General features: G+C 42.6%; 10 protein-coding genes. 3 read left to right on the forward strand and 7 right to left on the reverse strand.

Features of this window, described 5'->3' with window-relative positions; all coding sequences use genetic code 11:
• Window positions 1-29 precede the first annotated feature (29 nt).
• Window positions 30-893 (forward strand): tyrosine-type recombinase/integrase, encoded by an 864-nt coding sequence (locus HPY31_RS05145; protein WP_172139862.1) that lies wholly within the window; start codon window positions 30-32, stop codon window positions 891-893.
• Window positions 894-949: 56 nt separating this feature from the next.
• Window positions 950-1,756 (forward strand): hypothetical protein, encoded by an 807-nt coding sequence (locus HPY31_RS05150; RefSeq protein ID WP_172139121.1) that lies wholly within the window; start codon window positions 950-952, stop codon window positions 1,754-1,756.
• Between the two features lie 759 nt (window positions 1,757-2,515).
• Here the strand turns inward: HPY31_RS05150 and HPY31_RS05155 are convergent.
• From HPY31_RS05155 to HPY31_RS05165, 3 genes are all read right to left on the reverse strand, one after another.
• Window positions 2,516-5,533 carry an Ig-like domain-containing protein gene (locus HPY31_RS05155; protein WP_172139124.1) on the reverse strand — a complete coding sequence of 1,006 codons (3,018 nt, stop codon included), beginning with the start codon at window positions 5,531-5,533 and terminating at the stop codon, window positions 2,516-2,518.
• A gap of 123 nt (window positions 5,534-5,656) precedes the next feature.
• On the reverse strand, window positions 5,657-8,827 hold the full coding sequence (locus tag HPY31_RS05160) for an S-layer homology domain-containing protein (RefSeq protein ID WP_172139864.1): 3,171 nt from the start codon (window positions 8,825-8,827) through the stop codon (window positions 5,657-5,659).
• Between the two features lie 450 nt (window positions 8,828-9,277).
• Window positions 9,278-10,486, reverse strand: a complete 1,209-nt coding sequence (locus HPY31_RS05165; protein ID WP_172139127.1) for a TolC family protein — start codon at window positions 10,484-10,486, stop codon at window positions 9,278-9,280.
• A 272-nt stretch (window positions 10,487-10,758) separates the two neighbouring features.
• Here HPY31_RS05165 and HPY31_RS05170 point away from each other — a divergent pair, with 272 nt between their 5' ends.
• Entirely contained in the window at window positions 10,759-11,418 is a 660-nt protein-coding gene (locus tag HPY31_RS05170; RefSeq protein ID WP_172139129.1) for a YigZ family protein, read from the forward strand.
• Window positions 11,419-11,510: 92 nt separating this feature from the next.
• Here HPY31_RS05170 and HPY31_RS05175 read toward each other — a convergent pair whose 3' ends face one another.
• From HPY31_RS05175 to HPY31_RS05190, 4 genes are all read right to left on the reverse strand, one after another.
• Complete coding sequence (locus HPY31_RS05175) at window positions 11,511-12,380, reverse strand: hypothetical protein (RefSeq protein ID WP_172139131.1); 870 nt, start codon at window positions 12,378-12,380, stop codon at window positions 11,511-11,513.
• 77 nt (window positions 12,381-12,457) lie between these two features.
• Window positions 12,458-16,441 carry an S-layer homology domain-containing protein gene (locus tag HPY31_RS05180; RefSeq protein WP_172139133.1) on the reverse strand — a complete coding sequence of 1,328 codons (3,984 nt, stop codon included), beginning with the start codon at window positions 16,439-16,441 and terminating at the stop codon, window positions 12,458-12,460.
• 312 nt (window positions 16,442-16,753) lie between these two features.
• Window positions 16,754-17,854, reverse strand: a complete 1,101-nt coding sequence (locus HPY31_RS05185; protein ID WP_172139135.1) for a glycosyltransferase family 4 protein — start codon at window positions 17,852-17,854, stop codon at window positions 16,754-16,756.
• Between the two features lie 27 nt (window positions 17,855-17,881).
• On the reverse strand, window positions 17,882-18,619 hold the full coding sequence (locus HPY31_RS05190; protein WP_015893594.1) for a WecB/TagA/CpsF family glycosyltransferase: 738 nt from the start codon (window positions 18,617-18,619) through the stop codon (window positions 17,882-17,884).
• Between the last annotated feature and the right edge of the window lie 68 nt (window positions 18,620-18,687).

An 18,687-nucleotide genomic window follows, 5' to 3' on the forward strand; every position in this document is an offset into this window, starting at 1 on the left:
GTGACATTAATGGTGGTGTTTTGAACCAAATGGTTTTAACCCAAGCAGTAGATATTTTCCTGAAATACTTGTTCTCCATTGCCAGGAGTGAACAAACGATAACGGGGTATAAAAAGGATTTGACCTACTTTACCCGTTTTCTGGAGAGCAAATACAACTGTGAGCCTTACGTCGATGAAGTAACGGCAACGGATATTGAAGATTTTCTTTTATATCTAAAATCCGAGCGTTCCTATGCTCCTGCTAGTAGACAACGTAACCTTCATACTTTTCGTTCATTCTTTGCCTATGCACATAAAAAAGAATGGGTTCCTCGCAATATTGCGTTGTCCGTCGAGAAAATAAAGGTGCAGCAAAAGGAAAGAACATACTTGGAAGAAGGGGAAGTAAACGATTTAGTTAACGCCATCGACCACTCGCTAATTAGACTAGTGGTTATGGTTCTCTTCTTGACTGGTATGCGCATATCAGAATGCCTGAACCTGACATTAGATGATGTGAAGTGGGATCAGCAGGTGATTCACGTAGTGGCCGGTAAGGGAAACAAGGATCGATTTATTCCAATCTCTCCCCGTTTACTGCCAATGTTGAAAGAATACGTATTGCATCATCGACCTGATTCTGATTCAAATCGATTTTTTTGTACCAAGAAAAGCGGTAAACTATCACCGGTATACGTCAATCGAGAAATTACAGAAGCCGTTAAACGATTAGGGTGGAGTAAGAAAGTGACAGCTCATATCCTCCGCCACAGCTTTGCAAGTCAACTAGTCAAAAAGGATGTTAATCTGGTTCAAATACAAAAACTTCTAGGACATTCATCTTTGAACGTAACCAGTGTTTATACACACACCAATTTAGATCAGCTGCGAGATGCGATCAGCCATTTGTAGGTGAGTGTATAAAATATCCAAACACTTTAAAAGAGAGATAAATAGGAGTGTAGAGAGTGGATATACGTACAGAGAAAAAACCAATCTATGACGAGCGTGTCAATGAGATATTGCGCGGCATGGTTGAGGGAAAAACGAGAGATGAGCTAGCGAAGGAATTGGGACATAAGAATTACAAGACGTTAGATATATATATGCGGCGCAAGAACTTTATGTGGGATCGGTTTAAACAAGCCTATGTACCTATACATACAAGTACTGAGAAGTGGGATCCAAGCAAGGATTTAATGAAATCTTCAATGGAGTCGACGATTCTCTCGCTCTTTCAGAAAGAGGGAGCAGATGCGAAGACGATTGCCAAACGTATGGGCTTTCAGGATCATCGGGAACTGGCAACATATATGAGGGCAAAGGGATACAAGTGGTGTTCTGATACGAAGAACTATGTGAAGGAATATGGGAAACTTGAGGAACAGGAAAGGAAGTATAGCGAGTCAGAAATGAAAGTTATGGACTCTCTGGAAGAACAAGAAGGGCCTTCTATAACGAATAGAGTAGGTCATACGCCTTCGAATCAGCTTGATCAGTATCTTTCCCTACTCGAGATGCTAGAGCGCAACAGAGGCCGTCTAATCGATCTCATCGTGCCTGGCTCGGAATCAGGTAAAGTTCCGCGATATGCGGTGCCTGGCGTTTTCGTTACGAAGTCCGTACATATGACAAATACACTAGACCAACTAGTGCGGGAATATAGCAAAGAGAAAAACATTAGCCAGCGAGATATTTTTGCTGTGGCTTTGATTGAGTTTTTCAAGCGTTATGGGTATGAGAGAGAGATTAGTACGTTGATTGGGAAAATGTAAGGTGTTCTCTTCGTATAAGTGATCAACATATTGGTTAAACATCGCCTCCAAAACCAGTTGCTTACATCAGGTTTGGAGGTTTTTTATATGTAAAGGTATTAGGTCTACAGTGTTCTGTAATGACTTTGCCCACGGCGCACCTTCAATGAATGCGATCGCTCTCCACCAGTTTTCCTCTCCACGGCTGTGTATCCATTATGGTTACAAATGGCATGCCATCCACACTACTATGAACCGACTGCCATCTTATCAACCTCACCGGTGCTAACCTACTTCTTTTGATAAGACTTCAAACATTCCACCTTGTCTTTCCCTTGTTTTGCTGACCTTAGGTCCCCACTATACAGTGCGGGAAAAATAGGTTTAACAGCCTGAATTATTCCTGTTTCGTCTGTACGATCTCGGGTGCATCGCCTGTTGTTAAACGCCTAGCGCTTAACTACCTAACAACAGCTATCTAGTTTTGAATCACCATGGATTCGTCACCAAACCTTAGTCAACTTTTAAAGAGCCCCGCCTTGCATCTTAGTAAGTACGACTTCACCTGACTTCATGGGGGAAGTTGGTATAGGGCTGCTTTTCGTGAAGGAGGATTAGGTACACGAGGGGTTAGGCTCTTCTCATGGATTGAGATTGCACCAATCTATTTGAGAGGATAAATAGAAAACCCCTAGACCGCTTTGAAAGTTGTCTAGGGGCCGTTCTCCACTTCTTTCACTCAGGTAATGAGTTGTATGAAGTAACGTTTCGTGATTTTAATTAGATTGCTGTAAAAGTTGCGGAAACTGCTGTAGCAGGATTTCCAGCCTTATCAGATACATTGTAAGTTACTTTTACAGTGTTATTTGCAGTACCCAAGTGAGCTTGAGCAGAAGCCAAATCTGTTACTTTGTTTCCTGCATCGTCACTTGAATAAGTAACATCAATCTTAGCAGTGATGTCGCCGTCTACATCATCAGTAGCAGTAGTTTCTGGTGCTTTCCATCCTGATGCATCTGCAACAGCGACATTAGCATCCTTTACAGTTGTAATTACTGGTGCTTTTGTATCTTTAGCTTGAATATTAACTGTGAATTTCACAGTTGTTGGGTTACCTGCATTGTCAGTTACAACTAGCTCATATGAGCCATTATCTTTGATTTCTGTTTTCAAAGTATAACCAGGTACTTCTATTCCATCCTTTTTCAAAACTACAATTTTGATATCTTTATCAGCTGAATCAGGTGTTACTGCGGTGTCGTAAGTTTTTCCATTCTCAACACCTGTTACTACAGGTGCTTCTTTATCTGGTGCATTCACACCATCAACAGCTTTTTGTGGTTCAAATGGACCAGATGCATTACGTTTCAGGTCTTCTACAGAGCCAATTACTGCTACTGTAGGTGTAGCCTCGGAATCATCGATGTCCAACTCTGTGACTTTAATCGTTACTACTTCACCATTAGTTGCTACACCGGCGATAGTGTATCCTTCAATTTTGAAGTCGCTATCTTGAACAGATGCAACATACAGCGCCTCAGAGAAAGTCAGTTTGAACTGATCGATTTTTCCGTTGTTGTTTGTATCAACGGTTTCCGCTTTAAGCCAATTAGGACCGATCTTGTCGTCTGCAGGAACATCAGACAGAGCTACAGCTGCATCGTATTGGTTTTTAGCATCTACTTCTCCAACAGTTTTAACTTTCACATCAGCTGCTGTAGTTGGCAACTCGTTAGCTGTAGTAAGAGTGATTACGGATTTATTTTCTACCACATCATTGGAAATGGAGAGAACTCCTTCATATCCTTTTCCATTATCAACTGCAAAGTCGTCAGCCTTTGCATTGATGATGAGTTCTTTGAAATAGAGTTTAACTGTATTTTTACCAGTTACCTCAGCTTTATCAAACAATGGAGCGGACACGCTGTTTGGCAAATTAACTTTTGTTTGCATTGCAGCAATTGGGTTTCCTGTTGTATCCAGTACACGTCCTACATTGATAGCATCACCTTTATTGAACCCGTTGAATCCAACTACATTAGTAAAGTCGACAACCACAGCAGTGTTGCTGTCAGTAGCAGTTAAAGTTACTTTGCTATCGAGGTTAACTCCATTAAACAAGTAGTTGTTTTTATTCTCGATGGATGCTTTATCCATTGGTTCAGTGAAAGCAATTTTCACTTTAGCTTTAGAGATCAATTGAGCATCAAAGTCAGGTGTTGCTGGATCAAGGTCTTTCACGTTCGGAGCTACTGTATCTGCAACAGCAACAGTTGCGGTATACTCAACAAGTTTATTCTTAGAAGCGTCTTCAATACCTTTAACTGTCAAGTAGTAAGAACCACCGTTCAATGGTTCAGTAGTAACTACTTTGTAGATGTTCTTAGCTGCATCAACTACTTCAGCACCGCTAAGTGGAATTACATTGCCAGCTACACCCTTCAGAGTGTAGTTTGCCTTAATATTTGCTCCAGTTACAGCTTCGCTAAATGTAACGAGAATCTCTTTGTTTGTTTTAGCCTCAACTTTGAGTACTGTTGGAGGAGTTGTATCAGCAGCAAACGTTCCTGTGATAACTTGTTCAGGAAGTTTGTTGCCCCACAAGTCGGAAATTTGAGTACCGTTATCTACTACATAATCCACAAAAATTTTGAATTGACCTTCTGGGAGTGGATTTACGAATGAGATTGTAACTTCTTTACCATCTACTCCATCAATTTTACCTTTGTATCCGTCATGACCTTTAGTAGTGTGGTAGAAAACAACGTTGTTGTTGTCTTTGACGTTTTGTACATCTTCGCTAAATTCCAAAACTACTTGTTTAGCAGATGCCTTTTTAACAGAAACTGTAGGAGGAGTTGTGTCAGCTACAACAGTAAAGTCCTTAGTTACTTTCTCTACTTTGTAACTTGCATAATCTGCTCCACCTTCAACAGTCACAGTGTTAGTGCTAGCTGTTGGTTGAGCTCCCAAAGTCAAAATTACTTCTTTAGTACCCTCTACAAAGTTATCTGCTACAACTGCAATAGCACCGTTGTTAACAGAGAAACTTGGTTTTGCACTCAGTGGCTCAGAGAATGTAACTTTTACTTGTTTTGGACCAATTGCAGCAACAGCTGCTACAGTTGGAGTTGTATTATCGAAGAACTTGACTTCTTTTGTGGTTTTCACCAAACCTTTAATACCATCAACGTTCAGCTCATAGGAAGCTTGATTTTCAGCTTTAGCTGCAAGAGTAAGAACCACTGTTTTACCAGATACTGTTACTTTGTCTACAGCCAATTTATTTGCAGTGAAGGTGTAATAAGCCTTGTCTCCAGCTGTATCAGCGTCAACAGCTTTGTCGAATGTTACTACAACTTCTTTGAGGTTATTAGCACTTACAGATTCAACTTTCAGATCGCCAGTAGGAGTAGGATCTACTTTTGCTCTAGCATCTTCAGTTGCTGTAGAAGAACCATCTTTGTTTACTACTTTGTAGAGATCAGCGAAGTCTTCTTTTTTCAGAGCCTCGCCCAGAGCAACTTTGCTGCCCTTGTCGAACATTTCTTGCAGAGAAGCACCGTTTCCTTTGTAGTCAACGAATACTACGTTGTTCAGGTTAGTAGCCATAGTTTTCAGCTCATTGTTGTAAGCTGTTTTAGCTGCTGGCGTCATTTCGAACAGAACGTCAGTAGAATAGAATTTTTTGATGTCTCCACCAATGTAAATACCATCTTTTGGTGCTGCGAAAGCAGAAGCTGCCAAGCTAGCTACAAGTGTAGTTGAAAGAACAGAAAGTACCACTTTTTTATTCACGTACTACCCCTCCGTATGTTTGATAGGAAGTTCTCTATAGTCGGGTAATATGAGTTAGAGGGGAAATGTCCCCTCTAACTCTTTAGTAACCCAAATCCTGCTTCAGACTAGCTAAAGTAATTCTTACGCTTCTACGAAGTTTACTTTTGCTTTGTCGGAATCTTTACCATTTTTGTTAGTAACTTTGAGTTCGCTAGAAGTTACTTTGTCTTCAGTTTGGTACTGGATGGTAATTTTGCCATCTTTGAAGTCCAGAACGTTAGGCGTTACTACTTGGCCGTTGATGGAGAAAATGATGTCATCAACCTCATCAGCCTTGATGTCTTTGTTCAGTTCTACAGAAGCACGGTAAATTTTCAAAGTACCAGCAGATACGAATTTACCTTCTACAGTAGTTGGAAGAGCATCCCATTTATCTCCGCCTGGATCTGGCTTAACTGGTTCTTGTTTCAAGAATGCTTCTGCGTCATCTTCCAGTTTGTCTTTACGAACTGTCTTAGCGTCAGAAACGATCAGAACGAAGTCGTATTTAGTACCGGAGATGTCACCGCTGTCGATCATTACAACGTAGTCGCCTTCGTTAACGCCATCTGCTTCACCCAAGTCATCGAACAGATCGAAGTAAACTGTAGCAGATTTGATGCTAGCTTTCTTCTTGTTGTCGTCAGCATCTTTGTAAGTGATGGTGTCTTTGTTTACATCAGAAACCAAACCAACGACCATTTTGTCGATGTTTGCATCTTTCATGCCCTTTTCATCAGTAATTTCTGCGAGCATGCCTTTAGAGTTTTTGTTAACTACTTCAACTACATCGTCAACAACAACTTCGTCGTTGGAATCCAATGTGAATGCGATGAAGTCGTTACGACGGATGTCGTCATCTTTCAGATCGTCTTGATCGCCATCCAGTTTGTATTCTTTCTCAACGATTTTGTTGCTGTCTTTCTCTTTTTCCCATACTCTGATGGTGTCTTTACCGCCTTTGCGACCAAAGTCGATCACTTGACCGTAGTGAGCGTCACCATTCAAACCGTCACCTTCAACAACGAAGATTGCTTCTACTTCGTCTTTGTCGTTGATAGTGTAGATTACGGACAGATCGTTTTCGTCAGCAACGTCTTTGAACTTCGCAGTTTTAGCGTTTTTCAGCTCAGCGCGTTTGCCGCTGTTTTCCAACTCACCAGTCATGTCGAAGACAGCTGTTTTGTCGGTAACTTCGTAGTCGCCAACCATATCGTCGTCTTCATCTGCGAGGTCATCCCAAGCTTTGCCGGATTCCTGTTCAACTTTAACAGGTTTTTGGAATTCAACTTTGGATGGTTTGCCATCTGCATCAAGAGTTACTTCCAAGAGCAGAGTGTCTTTGTCTTTGCTAGGTACCAGGATGTTTTCCAGATCCCACTCGGACTTGCCATCTCTCGCGTAGTTTTTGCCATCGAAGTCATAGATGTTTTTAGCTTCGAGGGAAACAGTTACTTTTTTACCTTTTTGAGTCAACACAGTGAAATCCCAAGTGTCTTTGCTTGTGTTGAAAGTAGCTGCACGAGTGATGATTGCTTTTTGTTTGCGATCGTCGATAGCATCCTTAGTTTCGATGTGACGAACACGACCAGAAGCATCCAGGTACAGTTTTACTGTTTCGTCGTCCAAGCTGTCAACCAGATCCCAGTGGTCTTTGTCGATGTCTTGAACATCTTTGTTACCGTCATCGGAGAAAGTAACACCTTCGTAAATGCGGTATGTTTTGTCGCCGATAGTCAGGCGGTAGTCGTTGTTGTTACGGCTAACAACTTTGTCTACTTTACCTTCTACTACTGTGTCAGTAGCGAATACCAGCAATTTGTCTTCGTCGCCATCAGCGTAGTATACGCTGTAAACCATGCCTTCTTTCAGATCGCTGAATTTAGCTGGTTTACCGTTGAGGAATACCAAGAAGTCTTTACCTTCTTCTTTGCCTTCCAGATCGTTGAACTTGTCGTTATCACGGTTCGTGATTTTCTTCTTATCAGTATCGATTTTGGAGATAACTTCGGAACCGTATTTAACGCCTTCGTCTTCTTTGTTGATTGTTTGGTCATCAATAACGTGGATGTAAGCAATCTCGTTATTGTTGTCCAGAACAACTTTCGCTCCGAAAGTGTAACCAGGAGTTTCAGCGTTGTCCTTGATGATTTCTTTCAAACCATCAACTGGATCGTTGAAGCGAGTGAAGTTGTAAGTTACTTTAGTGTTTTTGTTGAAGCGGTAGCTTTTTTCGCTAGCATCCAACTCCAATTTCAGATCAGCCAGATCAGAGTTGCTCAGATCTTTTGGATCTTCGAAAGTTTTACCTTTCAGAGTGAACTCGCCAACGCGGTCCATGATAACTTCTTGGTCTGTGGAACCTTCCATCCAAACGATTACGTCTTCTTTGTCGTCTTTGATCCACACTTGTACGTGTTGACCATCGAAATCGTTAGCGTTGATACCGTCAGCTACTTTGTAAGTAGTGTTGCCGATACCAGCGTCTTTACCATTCAAAGTAACTTCGTTAGCTTTGATTTTGCCCAGACCGATAGCTGGTACGTTAGTTACCAATGGCAGGTCTTCGCTGTCGTTGCCAGCTTCTTGAGCCCATTCCATGTCACGAACAGTAACTTTCAGGTATTTAGTCAGGAGAGTTTCTTTCGTGATTTCATGACGGATGTCAGTACCGAATTCAACTTGCTCCATCAGGTCTACGCGAAGAGCGTTGTCGAGCATTTTGAAGATGTCGCCACGAGTTGCTGCATTGTTAGGAGTAGTGATGCTTCTAGCAATGTTCAGCTCGGAAGCTTTGGAGATCATGCTGTTAGGCCATACACCCTTAACGGATGGCTCATAACCCAGTGCACGAACGATCATAGTTACAGCTTCAGCATAAGTAACTTGGTTTTGTGGTTTGAAAGATTTGTCCGGGAAACCTTTTACGATTTCTTCGCCGGAAGCTACGTTTACGAAACCAGCAAACCAATCAGTAGATTTCACATCTGTGTAAGTATTGCTGAATTGTGCCAATTTCGCACCTTGCTCCAGTCCGCGAGCGCGAACAACCAGAGTAGCGAACTCTGCACGAGTGATAGTTTTGTCTACACCGTATTCGCCGTTGCCATAACCTGCTACCAGGCCAAGAGCTTCCAGACGTTTTACGGTTTTTTCCATATCAGCGTCCATTTTAGGAGCTGTAGTAGTTGCTGCTTCTTCTGCTGCGAAAGCCATTGGAGCAACAGTAAGTGCGAGTGCACTAGCCAATACACTGTTAACGACCTTTTTCATAACCTTGTGTTCTCCTCCTCTAGTATAAACAAATTGTTCTTGGGGAATATTTGTTGTTAATCTATCTTTCTTTTTAAAGCCCGAATCCTGCAAGCGCGTGTCACCTCCTTTCGCAGGAAAGCCTCGCTTTTTGTGTTAAAAATCTCTAGTATATTCAGTATTGTGTAAAATGCAACAATCACTAGTGTAACACAAGTGCTAGAATTCGTGAATCTTTTTTACACAATTCCCCGTTTTTCGTGTGACATCCTATTAAACGCCTGAGCGAATCAAAAGTTGCGGCGCCTTCGAAAAAAATTTAAAGTTTTTTTCGTGGTTCGTTATTCACCTGTCCATTATGTACGAAGTGACATCCGCCACAATCCGTATTATAGGGGACATATGGCGGGCTGTCACGACTGAACCTTTTTCCAATTTGGTTCAAAACCTCATAATCTTGCTTGAATTAGGTTAATTTCCTAATGCATTTTCAAAGTTTACGACAGCCAAGTTGTAAGACAGGATAGCTTTTTGGTATTCGTTCTCACGAGTAGACAATGCTTCTTCCGATTGAATGACTTCCAAAGTCGTCGCGAGTCCATTTTCATAACGCAAATTTTTCAAGCGATAGCTCTCAGCTGCGGAATCTTTTGCTGCTTTTTGGAAGTCAATCGCCTCGCGAGCTGCGTTTAGGTTGAGGTATGCCTGCGCAACATCTTTCGAAACGGTACGTTTTGCCTCATCAATGGCAAGCTTCGATTTCTCGACGTTGTTGCGAGCTTGTTGACCAGAAAGAGTTGACGCCGCTGTATACTCAGCGATCAGCTTCACATTCAATTCTGCCAGCTTAAGCTCTTCTTCTGCTTTGGTAATCTCCAAACGTTTAGAGAGAGCCTGATTTTCGGCCTCTTTCATGGTAATCGAAATTGGAGCCATCTGCTTATTGGCAGAAACGACTTTCCATTCTTTTTGCAGATCAACGCCAAGGAAATCGTTCAGATTCATCACAGCAATTTCCAAGTTGTTTTCCGCACTCGTCAATTGAGCTTTTGCACCTGCTACGCCCATTTCTGCTTCAAGCACGTCTGTCTTTGCGTTGGTTCCCACACCAAATGCAGCCTTAGCTACTTTTAGTTGTGCTTCAGCACGGGCCAAGCTTTGTTTTTTCAAATTTAAGTCATCCTGAGCAAAAATCAGTTTGTAATAGGCATCTTGAGCGCCCAACTTGATTTTTCCTTCTGTAGTCTTAACAGCGAGAGCATTCAGCTTCTTGGTCATTTCACTTTGGGCGCTTCTCACATACTTTGCTTGCGCTGCGTCCAAGGATTCCAGCATGTCTGCTGTCATTTGTGCCGTGCTTCTGTAAATAATGGAGTCGTTAATATCTGCATTTTTCGCATCCAGAATAGCATTTTGTAATGTGACGTTGGTTTTCAAAGCTTGTTCAATCGCTTTTTCCAGCGTCAACTCATCTGTTGCGGCAGTATCAGACGTTGTCGTATTATCTTTGCCTGCCTCAGCTGCTACTTTATCGGTAGACGCTTGTACAGTCGTAGGTGCCTTAGTGTGATCGGAGCCTGTATTCGCAGATGCTGTCAAAGTTCCTGCGCCAAGGGCTGTTGTTAATAATGCCGCCAAACTGATAGACATCCATTTCTTTTTCGAATATGGAAAATTCACTGACTTCCACTCCTTTATTTTATATTGAGCATAAAATTATTAACCACATTAAATATGTGGTTTGTCCCAAGATCACTATATCACAGAGTTATCCTTCTCACACGCAAAATTATGCCATACCAGCATTTTCATAAGGGAATCATAAGGAACTCCTCCCTTTCCTTTTTTATTCCACAAGCACCACATAGAGTACTACGATTATGTGTCAAAAACATTTCAGTGTTCGCCAACATTTCTTTGGCATGCTATCCTTTTCTTGAGGTGATTGTACGATGCTTACCCAATACAAAACCATCGCCGGCTACGGTGAGGACTATATCGTCATTGAGCGATCCCGTTTTATCGGATATGCTCAGCGGGTTATCACTGAGGAAGAAGCGACAGCGTTTATCGCGATGATCAAAAAGAAGCACTGGGACGCTACCCATAACTGTTCTGCTTTTGTCATCGGTGAAAACGATCAGATTCAGCGCTCAAGCGATGATGGGGAGCCTAGCGGTACTGCGGGCAAGCCGATCCTGGAATGCATCAAGAAAAACGGCGTGAAGGATACTGTCGTAGTCGTCACTCGCTATTTCGGCGGAATCAAGCTTGGGGCCGGTGGACTCGTTCGGGCTTATACAGCTGGAACTGTCACTGCATTGAAGGCTGCAAAGATCGTGGTGCACACGCTGCATCAGACCATCTCTGTCAGTGTAGATTATACGTGGTGGGGCAAGGTCGAGAACGAACTGCGTCTGGGCGAACATCGCGTGAGTGGTACGGATTTTACAGACAAGGTTACCGCGCATGTGCTAATCCCTGAGGGGGTACAGGATGAGTTTGTCGCACGGATGGTTGATTTGACGAATGGACAAGCTCAGATCGTGCTGGGGGAAAAGGAATATGTGGAGGTTCCTGTAGACGCGGTTGGCGATGTAGAAGAAGAGTAATTTCTCCATGAAAAAAGCTGAAGAGGCGATGACCTCTTCAGCTTTTCTTCTATTATATATGGCGAAATATTGAGTTACTACGTCAGCATTATTTATTGCTTAAGAAGCCACTTCTCAACTTCCTTCTTTAAGCTGTCTTCATTCACCTGACCTGGTTCATCCATCACTTCACCAGTCAGCAACTCGATTGCTTCATACAGGTTTTCTTTCACTTCTTCAACATAGTCCCTGTAATCATCGAGATCATCTTCATCCGAGCTCCGCAGCCAATCCTCCAGCACATTGTATGCTTTGTTTTGATATTTGATTGCATCTTGGATGTGATCCCTTACATCCTCCATATCTCGCTCTTCTCTTCGACCGATCTGATCCCCAAGCTCTTCTGCCAATGCTTCCATCCGATCATCCATCAGTTCCAATGGTAACCCTCTGTATCTTAAAGCCTGCTTAATGATTTCCATATTGGGTTCCCGATTAATGCTTACTTTTGATTGAACGGCATTGTCCATCATCTCTGTTACCGTCAGAAAAGCTTTTGAGAAAGAAGTAATGTTCAAAATATCTTGATGCATCATACCCGAATGATAATTCGAATCGTCGTAAGGGATGTTTTTCATGACTTCTGCAGCCAGTTCAGATTTGGACTTATATTGGTAGCCGTTGTCACGATAATAGTAATCGACGGTATTGTTACTTTCCTGGCCACCGCCAAAAAATAAATGTACCTGATAATTGGCTGAATCATAATAGTATGCGCTTTTATTATTTTTTTGCATGGCGCTTACCGGAACATAAATTTCTCCATTAATTAAAACACCTTTTGCATTCGTTTTCTCCCTATCCATGTTAATGGAAACTTGCTCGTAGGGCCCCAGTTTTCCGTAGGGACTTCCAGCAGCATAAGCCGTTCCAATACCAATGGCAAGCGTAGCAACCGTAGCTAGGATTGTTAATTTTCTCAATTTGATCCACTCCTATTGTCATTAGGTTGTTAAAAAGCCTTCTTTCTGGACCAGTCCAAAAAGAAGGCTTTTGGTTCTTACAACTTGATTTCAAGAACTGGAGGTATTTTCTTTTGATTTGCCATCACACGTGACATAAGGATGGCTGCATCTCCACGTAGAATGTTTGCATTTGGTTCAAATACATATCCTTTTTTCAGATCCTCAACATCTACAGGTGAACCAGCAATCAATTTCGCTTTTGCAACTGCCACGACAGCTGGCGCAGCATAATCATCGATCAAGTTAAAATCCTTGAACTGTTTCTTGAGCGCTAGTTTAGAAGCCGGAGCAGACGTACCCAATTTCAATTTCAGAGCTCGGGACAAGATTACTGCTGCTTCTTGGCGCGTTACTTTGCCTTGCGGGTTAAAGATCCTTGGATCCGTCCCTTTCACGATTCCAAGTCGAGCCGCAGTTTCAATATGGCGATAGTCATATAGATCTGTCGGCGAGTAATCCATAATTACATCGTCAAAGCTAGGTTTGCTCACATCTGTGACAAGAGGCAACTCCAATGCCCTAACTACCATTGCAGCGAATTCACCACGAGTAGTATCCATGTCAGGTGCGAAATCAAGAGAACTTCTTGCCCGTACTACCCCTTTTGCAAACATGGCTTCCATATGATTGCGCGCGTACGGATGGTGTACCACATCACGGAAGGAGTCATTCAATTTTGCTACAACGTAGTAACCGAAACGATCAAACGGAACTTTAATAGTCTTTTTGCTGGTGTTCACTACCCCACCGAGATTTTCCCAATAGAATTTCTCCGGATCGTAACGCATAACGGTTAGCGTATGAGAAGCATCTGGCACGACATGCTCGTCAAAGGACAACTCCAACGTTCCACGCTTTGTCGGCATTACCACTCGGTTCCTAGGTACATCGTTAAAATTGTACAGTCGAGGATTCATCTCGTCTGGATCAGGAATCGCCATGATTGGCAGCATTCCGTATTGATATGGGTCATACTCATCTGTGTTCGGATTATCTGCCATACCCGCGTCAATCCAGAACACATTACTTGCTTTTATAAAATGCATATCAAAGGAATTCTTGAACTGTCTACCCAAATCTTGAACAGTGTCATCGAAGTTTCTTGGGCGATCTTCGAGATAGTCATATCGATCAAGGACACCGTCATCAGTATTTGCAATACCAAACAAGATGTTATGACCTTTAAACACTTGTCCTCGCAGATTCTCTGGAACTGTATAGTCAGTTCGCATCAAGTATGTCTCTTTCGGGAATGTCAGTGCGACTTTGCCCCCGAAGACTTTCCCGATCTTATCCATTGGCGCCATATGTTGCGCACCTTGAATGTTCGTAGGTGCATAGAACACTTCAATCGTGTCCTTTACCGTGTCGGCTCCACGTGTAATTGTAATCGGAATCTTATTCGCCTTACCCGGTTTTAAATCGGTAAAGATCGCGCGGTAAGCATCCGTTGTATCAATGTCGCCATCGAGATCAGAGTCAAAGCTGATTTTTTGTGCTTCTGTTTTTCCAACTGTTACCTTGCTGGAGTTTTTCGATTCGATTACCACTTCAATATAGTTTTGGTTTACAGTTTTTTGCAAAGGTGTCGGACGTAAAATCTTGTAGGTAACACCTGGTGCGGATACTTCAAGACGGTACGATGCTTTTGAACCGCCATTTACACCATTGTTGTAAACCGTGAATTTATAGACTGCTTTACTTCCATCGGTAGGAATATCCTGCTCGTCAATATCGAAAGTAAAGTAATGCTTTTTCATATCGTAGTACACATCTAAATCGGTAATGTCAGTCTTATTGTTGTCGAACGGTTTGTTATCGTTCATCAATGTGTTTGTTTTAAGATCCCATGTTTTCGTTCCAAATCCGTCAGGGCCTTCGATTACGAATACATACTTATTCGCCTCAATATAACCAATTGTACTGTTTACTTCTGATTCTTTATCCCCTAAGTCCACAAAATCAAACGTACCTGTAATCTTCATTTTGTTTTCTTTGGTTGTATAAACCCCATCTTTTCCTACGAAACGTGAATCGGGTTTACGTGTAGTTGTGTTATATGGATAAATCTCAGTATTAGCTACTGGAATCTCCGGGACTGAATTCGAATACAGGGTCACAATCAATGTCTTTTCATATACTAAATTATTTTTATTGTATTTGAAAATCACTGTATTTTGACCATCATGAAAGTAACCCGATACTTTTTTGTAAGTTTGGTTTCCATCCACAGTCATTTTAAATGAGTTTGGACTGCTTGCATCAGTAGGCGCTAAAATTACCTCATTATTATTAACCTTTAATGTAATAGCCTTCTTACCATTGGAGTCCTTGTAGTCATCAGCTACTACATTAACATTGTCCAAGCGTCCTGAAAATTCCTTCAAAATGTCCTCAATTAAATATTTTGTGTTACCTTCTCTAGTTGCATAACCTTTATCACTATTTGACAGGTTAGGGTCATACTTAAAGATTAATCCGTCATATACACCATCCATTTTCAATACTGGTCCAGCTGCAGCATTGACTTTTACAGATGCAAACGTATTTGCATCATAGTAGACAGTTAATGTTTGAGTTCCATCAAATGGAAGACTGTCAATTTTCAATACATATTCCGCCGATGCACCCACAGGCGTGATACTTGATGGAATTACGACAGATTTATTTCCATAGGAATTCACTGACTCCACTTTTATTCCTGCATTATTGGCTCCATTCGATACAAGCATTTTAATATAGAATGGCTTCTCATTAAGAATAGTGCCATCCTTCAAATCATTGTAAACAGAACTTGTTCCAAATTTATATTCTAGCTTCGTAATAGAAGGAGCATTTGCACTTTGGAATAAGTATCCAAACTCATCATCTGTTGGATCATCATATACTGCTGGTGGTGTAGCATTCGATGGATCGGACTTATACGTTTCTATCGGGCTAAAAGCCGAGAGTTTGGCATAGACACGTTGATTGTCCACAATCATATTGTCGGACAAGCTTGTACCACTAGATTCAAAAGAATAGATTGCATACGTGCCAGTTTGAGTTATAAATTGGCTCGTAATACTAGGTACAGACTCCGTAATTCTATTTGCAGTATTCAGCATGTCTACCTTAACGATCTGAGTTGTTCCCGGATTCGCTGGGTTAAACGAGGTCAAGCGCGGCTCTTTTGGAATAATGACGTACCCGCTGAACTTTGCACCTTTCCTAGCCGCAGCATCTGCATTAGTTTTTACAGTCGGATTGTCTGCCAATTGGTACTTCTCTGTATTAACTTGCATTTGGACGTCATAAAAAGTACCTGTACCGTCGAAATAAACAACGTTACGTTTTACCTCTACAGTCTGATTGTCATTTTTCAATAAAAATGTCAGCTTGTTGAGACCACGTTTTAGTGGTACTCTCCCCACGATAAAGTAGGCATCTGCATCTGGAGATACACTTGTTGAAACAGATTCGCTTCCATTCCGAATGATTACCTGAGTTACGTTTGGAGAGTTCCCTTCAATCGTAAAATAGTTACTGGTGGAAAAATCTCTCGTCACGATCGTATTATCGTTTGGATTGATTGGCAGTTTTTTACCTCCACCCGTAAGTTGAAGGTTGTATAATAATGGTGTGCTAATGTACGTGATTTCATACGTATTTATGACTTCAGAAGTACCTTGCTTCCCATAAAAAGTAACCGTATTGTCGCCATCGAACAACTCAATATTCGCAACGGTGATTCTTGCACCATCTTGAGATACTGTGATTCCTCGTGATGATGGAGTTGTTTCAATATTGGCCGCCGTGTTTTTTACGGAGTATGTAATTCCGTTAGGCGAAACATTACTTAAAACCCCTTGCAGCGTCACATACTTATAGTTTACTTTCGCTACTACATCTGGAAAGACGAAGTTCTTCTGATTTTTATTGTTGTCGCCCCATGCAGCGTCTACTTGCACTGGGTACAATGGAAGCATTGTGAATAACAACGCTATGGCAATCATTATTCGAAAGACTTTTTTACCCATTTGATTTTCCCCTCCGAAGTATTGATTTACTTACAGTATCTTCGCTAATTTCTATTTGCAAAAAAGTGTTGCCCGCGTAGTTCGACGCCAACACGCGTCAACACTTCCCCCACACTAGCCAATCATGAACAGAGACATCCCTCCAATTACTTCCCCTATGACTCAGGAGCCACACCATGTAAAAACCGGGCAGTATACTTCTCCTTTCTTTATCGGACAAACCCCTTCTTTTGTTAAGAGTTTCCCCGTAATAATCTGTCAAAAAAAGCCCCGGTATCAAAAAGATACCAGGGCTCAGGGCTCTTGCTATTTTTAATTCGTCCGACGCTGTTGCTCGGTTTGTTTGATTTTAATCCGTCGATATGCATTAATTAGCGGGCGGTGACGACGGCTAACGAGTCCAACGATCTCCGTTCCGAGATGAATAACAATCAGCAGCGCGACCATGACAATAATCGTAGTCCACTTTGTCGTCTTCGTCAGCAGGATCGCCATCGTCCCGAAGAAAATGCTGATCGAGTAAATCGTGAGTACAGTCGAGCGGTGCGACAGACCCATGTTCAGCAAACAGTGATGCAAATGCCCTTTGTCTGGGCTCGAAATCGGCTTTTTGTTCACGATCCTGCGCACGATGGCGAAGAACGTATCCCAGAGCGGTACACCCAGCACGACGATTGGAATGATAAAGGAAACGAACAACGCTTCTTTAAAGCCCATGATCGACAGGGCAGCCAGATTAAAGCCTAAGAAAAGCGAACCGGTGTCACCCATGAACAGACGAGCCGGATGAAAGTTAAAGTAGAGAAAGCCCAAGATCGCTCCAAGGAGCACGAAACAGTAGGCCGATACCTTGTAATCATCCATCAACAAGGCCATGACACCCATTGTCCCTGCAGCAATCGCTGACACACCTGCCGACAAACCATCGAGACCGTCAATCAGGTTCACTGCATTGGTTACACCGACAATCCAAAACATCGTGATCGGAATCGCGAGCCAGAAAAGCCAGCCACTGCTGAAATCAATGCTTCCGCTATACGGCAGATTCACGACGCCAATCTTCAAGCCAAAAGGAATGACGACAATCGCTGTTGCGACTAGCTGTCCGAGCAGCTTCCATTTTGGCGAGAGCTGGTATTTGTCATCGAGCATGCCGACGACCATCACAATCGTACTTCCAATGAAAATTCCCAGCATTTCCGACATGCTTGTATGCGGGACAAATAGGAAGAACGCAACCAGATAACCGAAATAAATAGCCAAGCCACCCATACGTGGCATGATTCGCGTGTGTACCTTGCGCTGGTTCGGGGCATCCACTGCTCCTACTTTTACAGCCAGGTTTTTCACATACGGTGTTGCAATAAACGATATGATCAGCGAAGTCAGAAATCCGAGGATTAGTGTAGACATCGACTGTTCTCCTCTCTACGGATGCATCTAGGAACGGCTACTCCATTTTTCTTTCAGTACGGTTAGAACAAACCGAGGAATAGCCAGTTGACGCTTCCAGCGGGAAGGCTCAGAAGCAAGTCGATAAAACCATTCCAAATGCAGTTTTTGCCAAATCTCGGGAGCGCGCTTCACTTTCCCGGAAATGACGTCAAAGCTTCCGCCTACCCCCATCATCAGGGAGGCATTTAACTGATCGCGATACTTCGCCATCCATTCGTCTTGTCTAGGCGCACCCAGCGCGACGAACAGGAGCTGCGGTTTCGCTTCGGCAATTTCTTGTACAATTTGAGTTTCTTCCTCTGGGCGAAAATAGCCATCCCGACATCCGACGATTCGGGCGTTCGGATAACGGGCACTCAGTTTGTCTTTTGCCAAATGAATGACATCTGGCTTGGCGCCGAGTAAATAAACGCCCCACTGATGCTGATCGGCTTTCGCCATGAGCGCTTCCAGAAGCTCCACACCGGTAACGCGCTCATAAATCGGCTGATTCGTCCATTTGGCAGCGTACACGATTCCAATTCCGTCTGGAACGACATAGGCTTGTTCTACAATAGAACGGAAAGCGCGATTCTCTCTCGCTACCATAACGATTTCCGGATTGGCTGTCACCACGTGGGTCTTTTGACCGCCTTGTATGCGCTCAGTTATATGATCGACAGTCTCACGAAAACCGCGAGTCGTAAATGGCACATCTAATATGGTTGCGACCTGTTTGGTCATTTCTTCACCTTCAATGCATGGAGTTGCCCATTAGCCATTCTACCCGAAAAGAAAGACACATTCAAGAT

This window comes from Brevibacillus sp. HB1.3 (assembly GCF_013186635.1).
Classification (GTDB): domain Bacteria; phylum Bacillota; class Bacilli; order Brevibacillales; family Brevibacillaceae; genus Brevibacillus; species Brevibacillus brevis_D.

Coding starts and splice junctions, on each gene's coding strand:
- HPY31_RS05145 (WP_172139862.1), top strand. CDS start 30: ATGGTTTTAACCCAAGCAGTAGATATTTTCCTGAAATACTTGTTCTCC.
- HPY31_RS05160 (WP_172139864.1), bottom strand. CDS start 8,827: ATGAAAAAGGTCGTTAACAGTGTATTGGCTAGTGCACTCGCACTTACT.
- HPY31_RS05170 (WP_172139129.1), top strand. CDS start 10,759: ATGCTTACCCAATACAAAACCATCGCCGGCTACGGTGAGGACTATATC.
- HPY31_RS05180 (WP_172139133.1), bottom strand. CDS start 16,441: ATGGGTAAAAAAGTCTTTCGAATAATGATTGCCATAGCGTTGTTATTC.
- HPY31_RS05185 (WP_172139135.1), bottom strand. CDS start 17,854: ATGTCTACACTAATCCTCGGATTTCTGACTTCGCTGATCATATCGTTT.
- HPY31_RS05190 (WP_015893594.1), bottom strand. CDS start 18,619: ATGACCAAACAGGTCGCAACCATATTAGATGTGCCATTTACGACTCGC.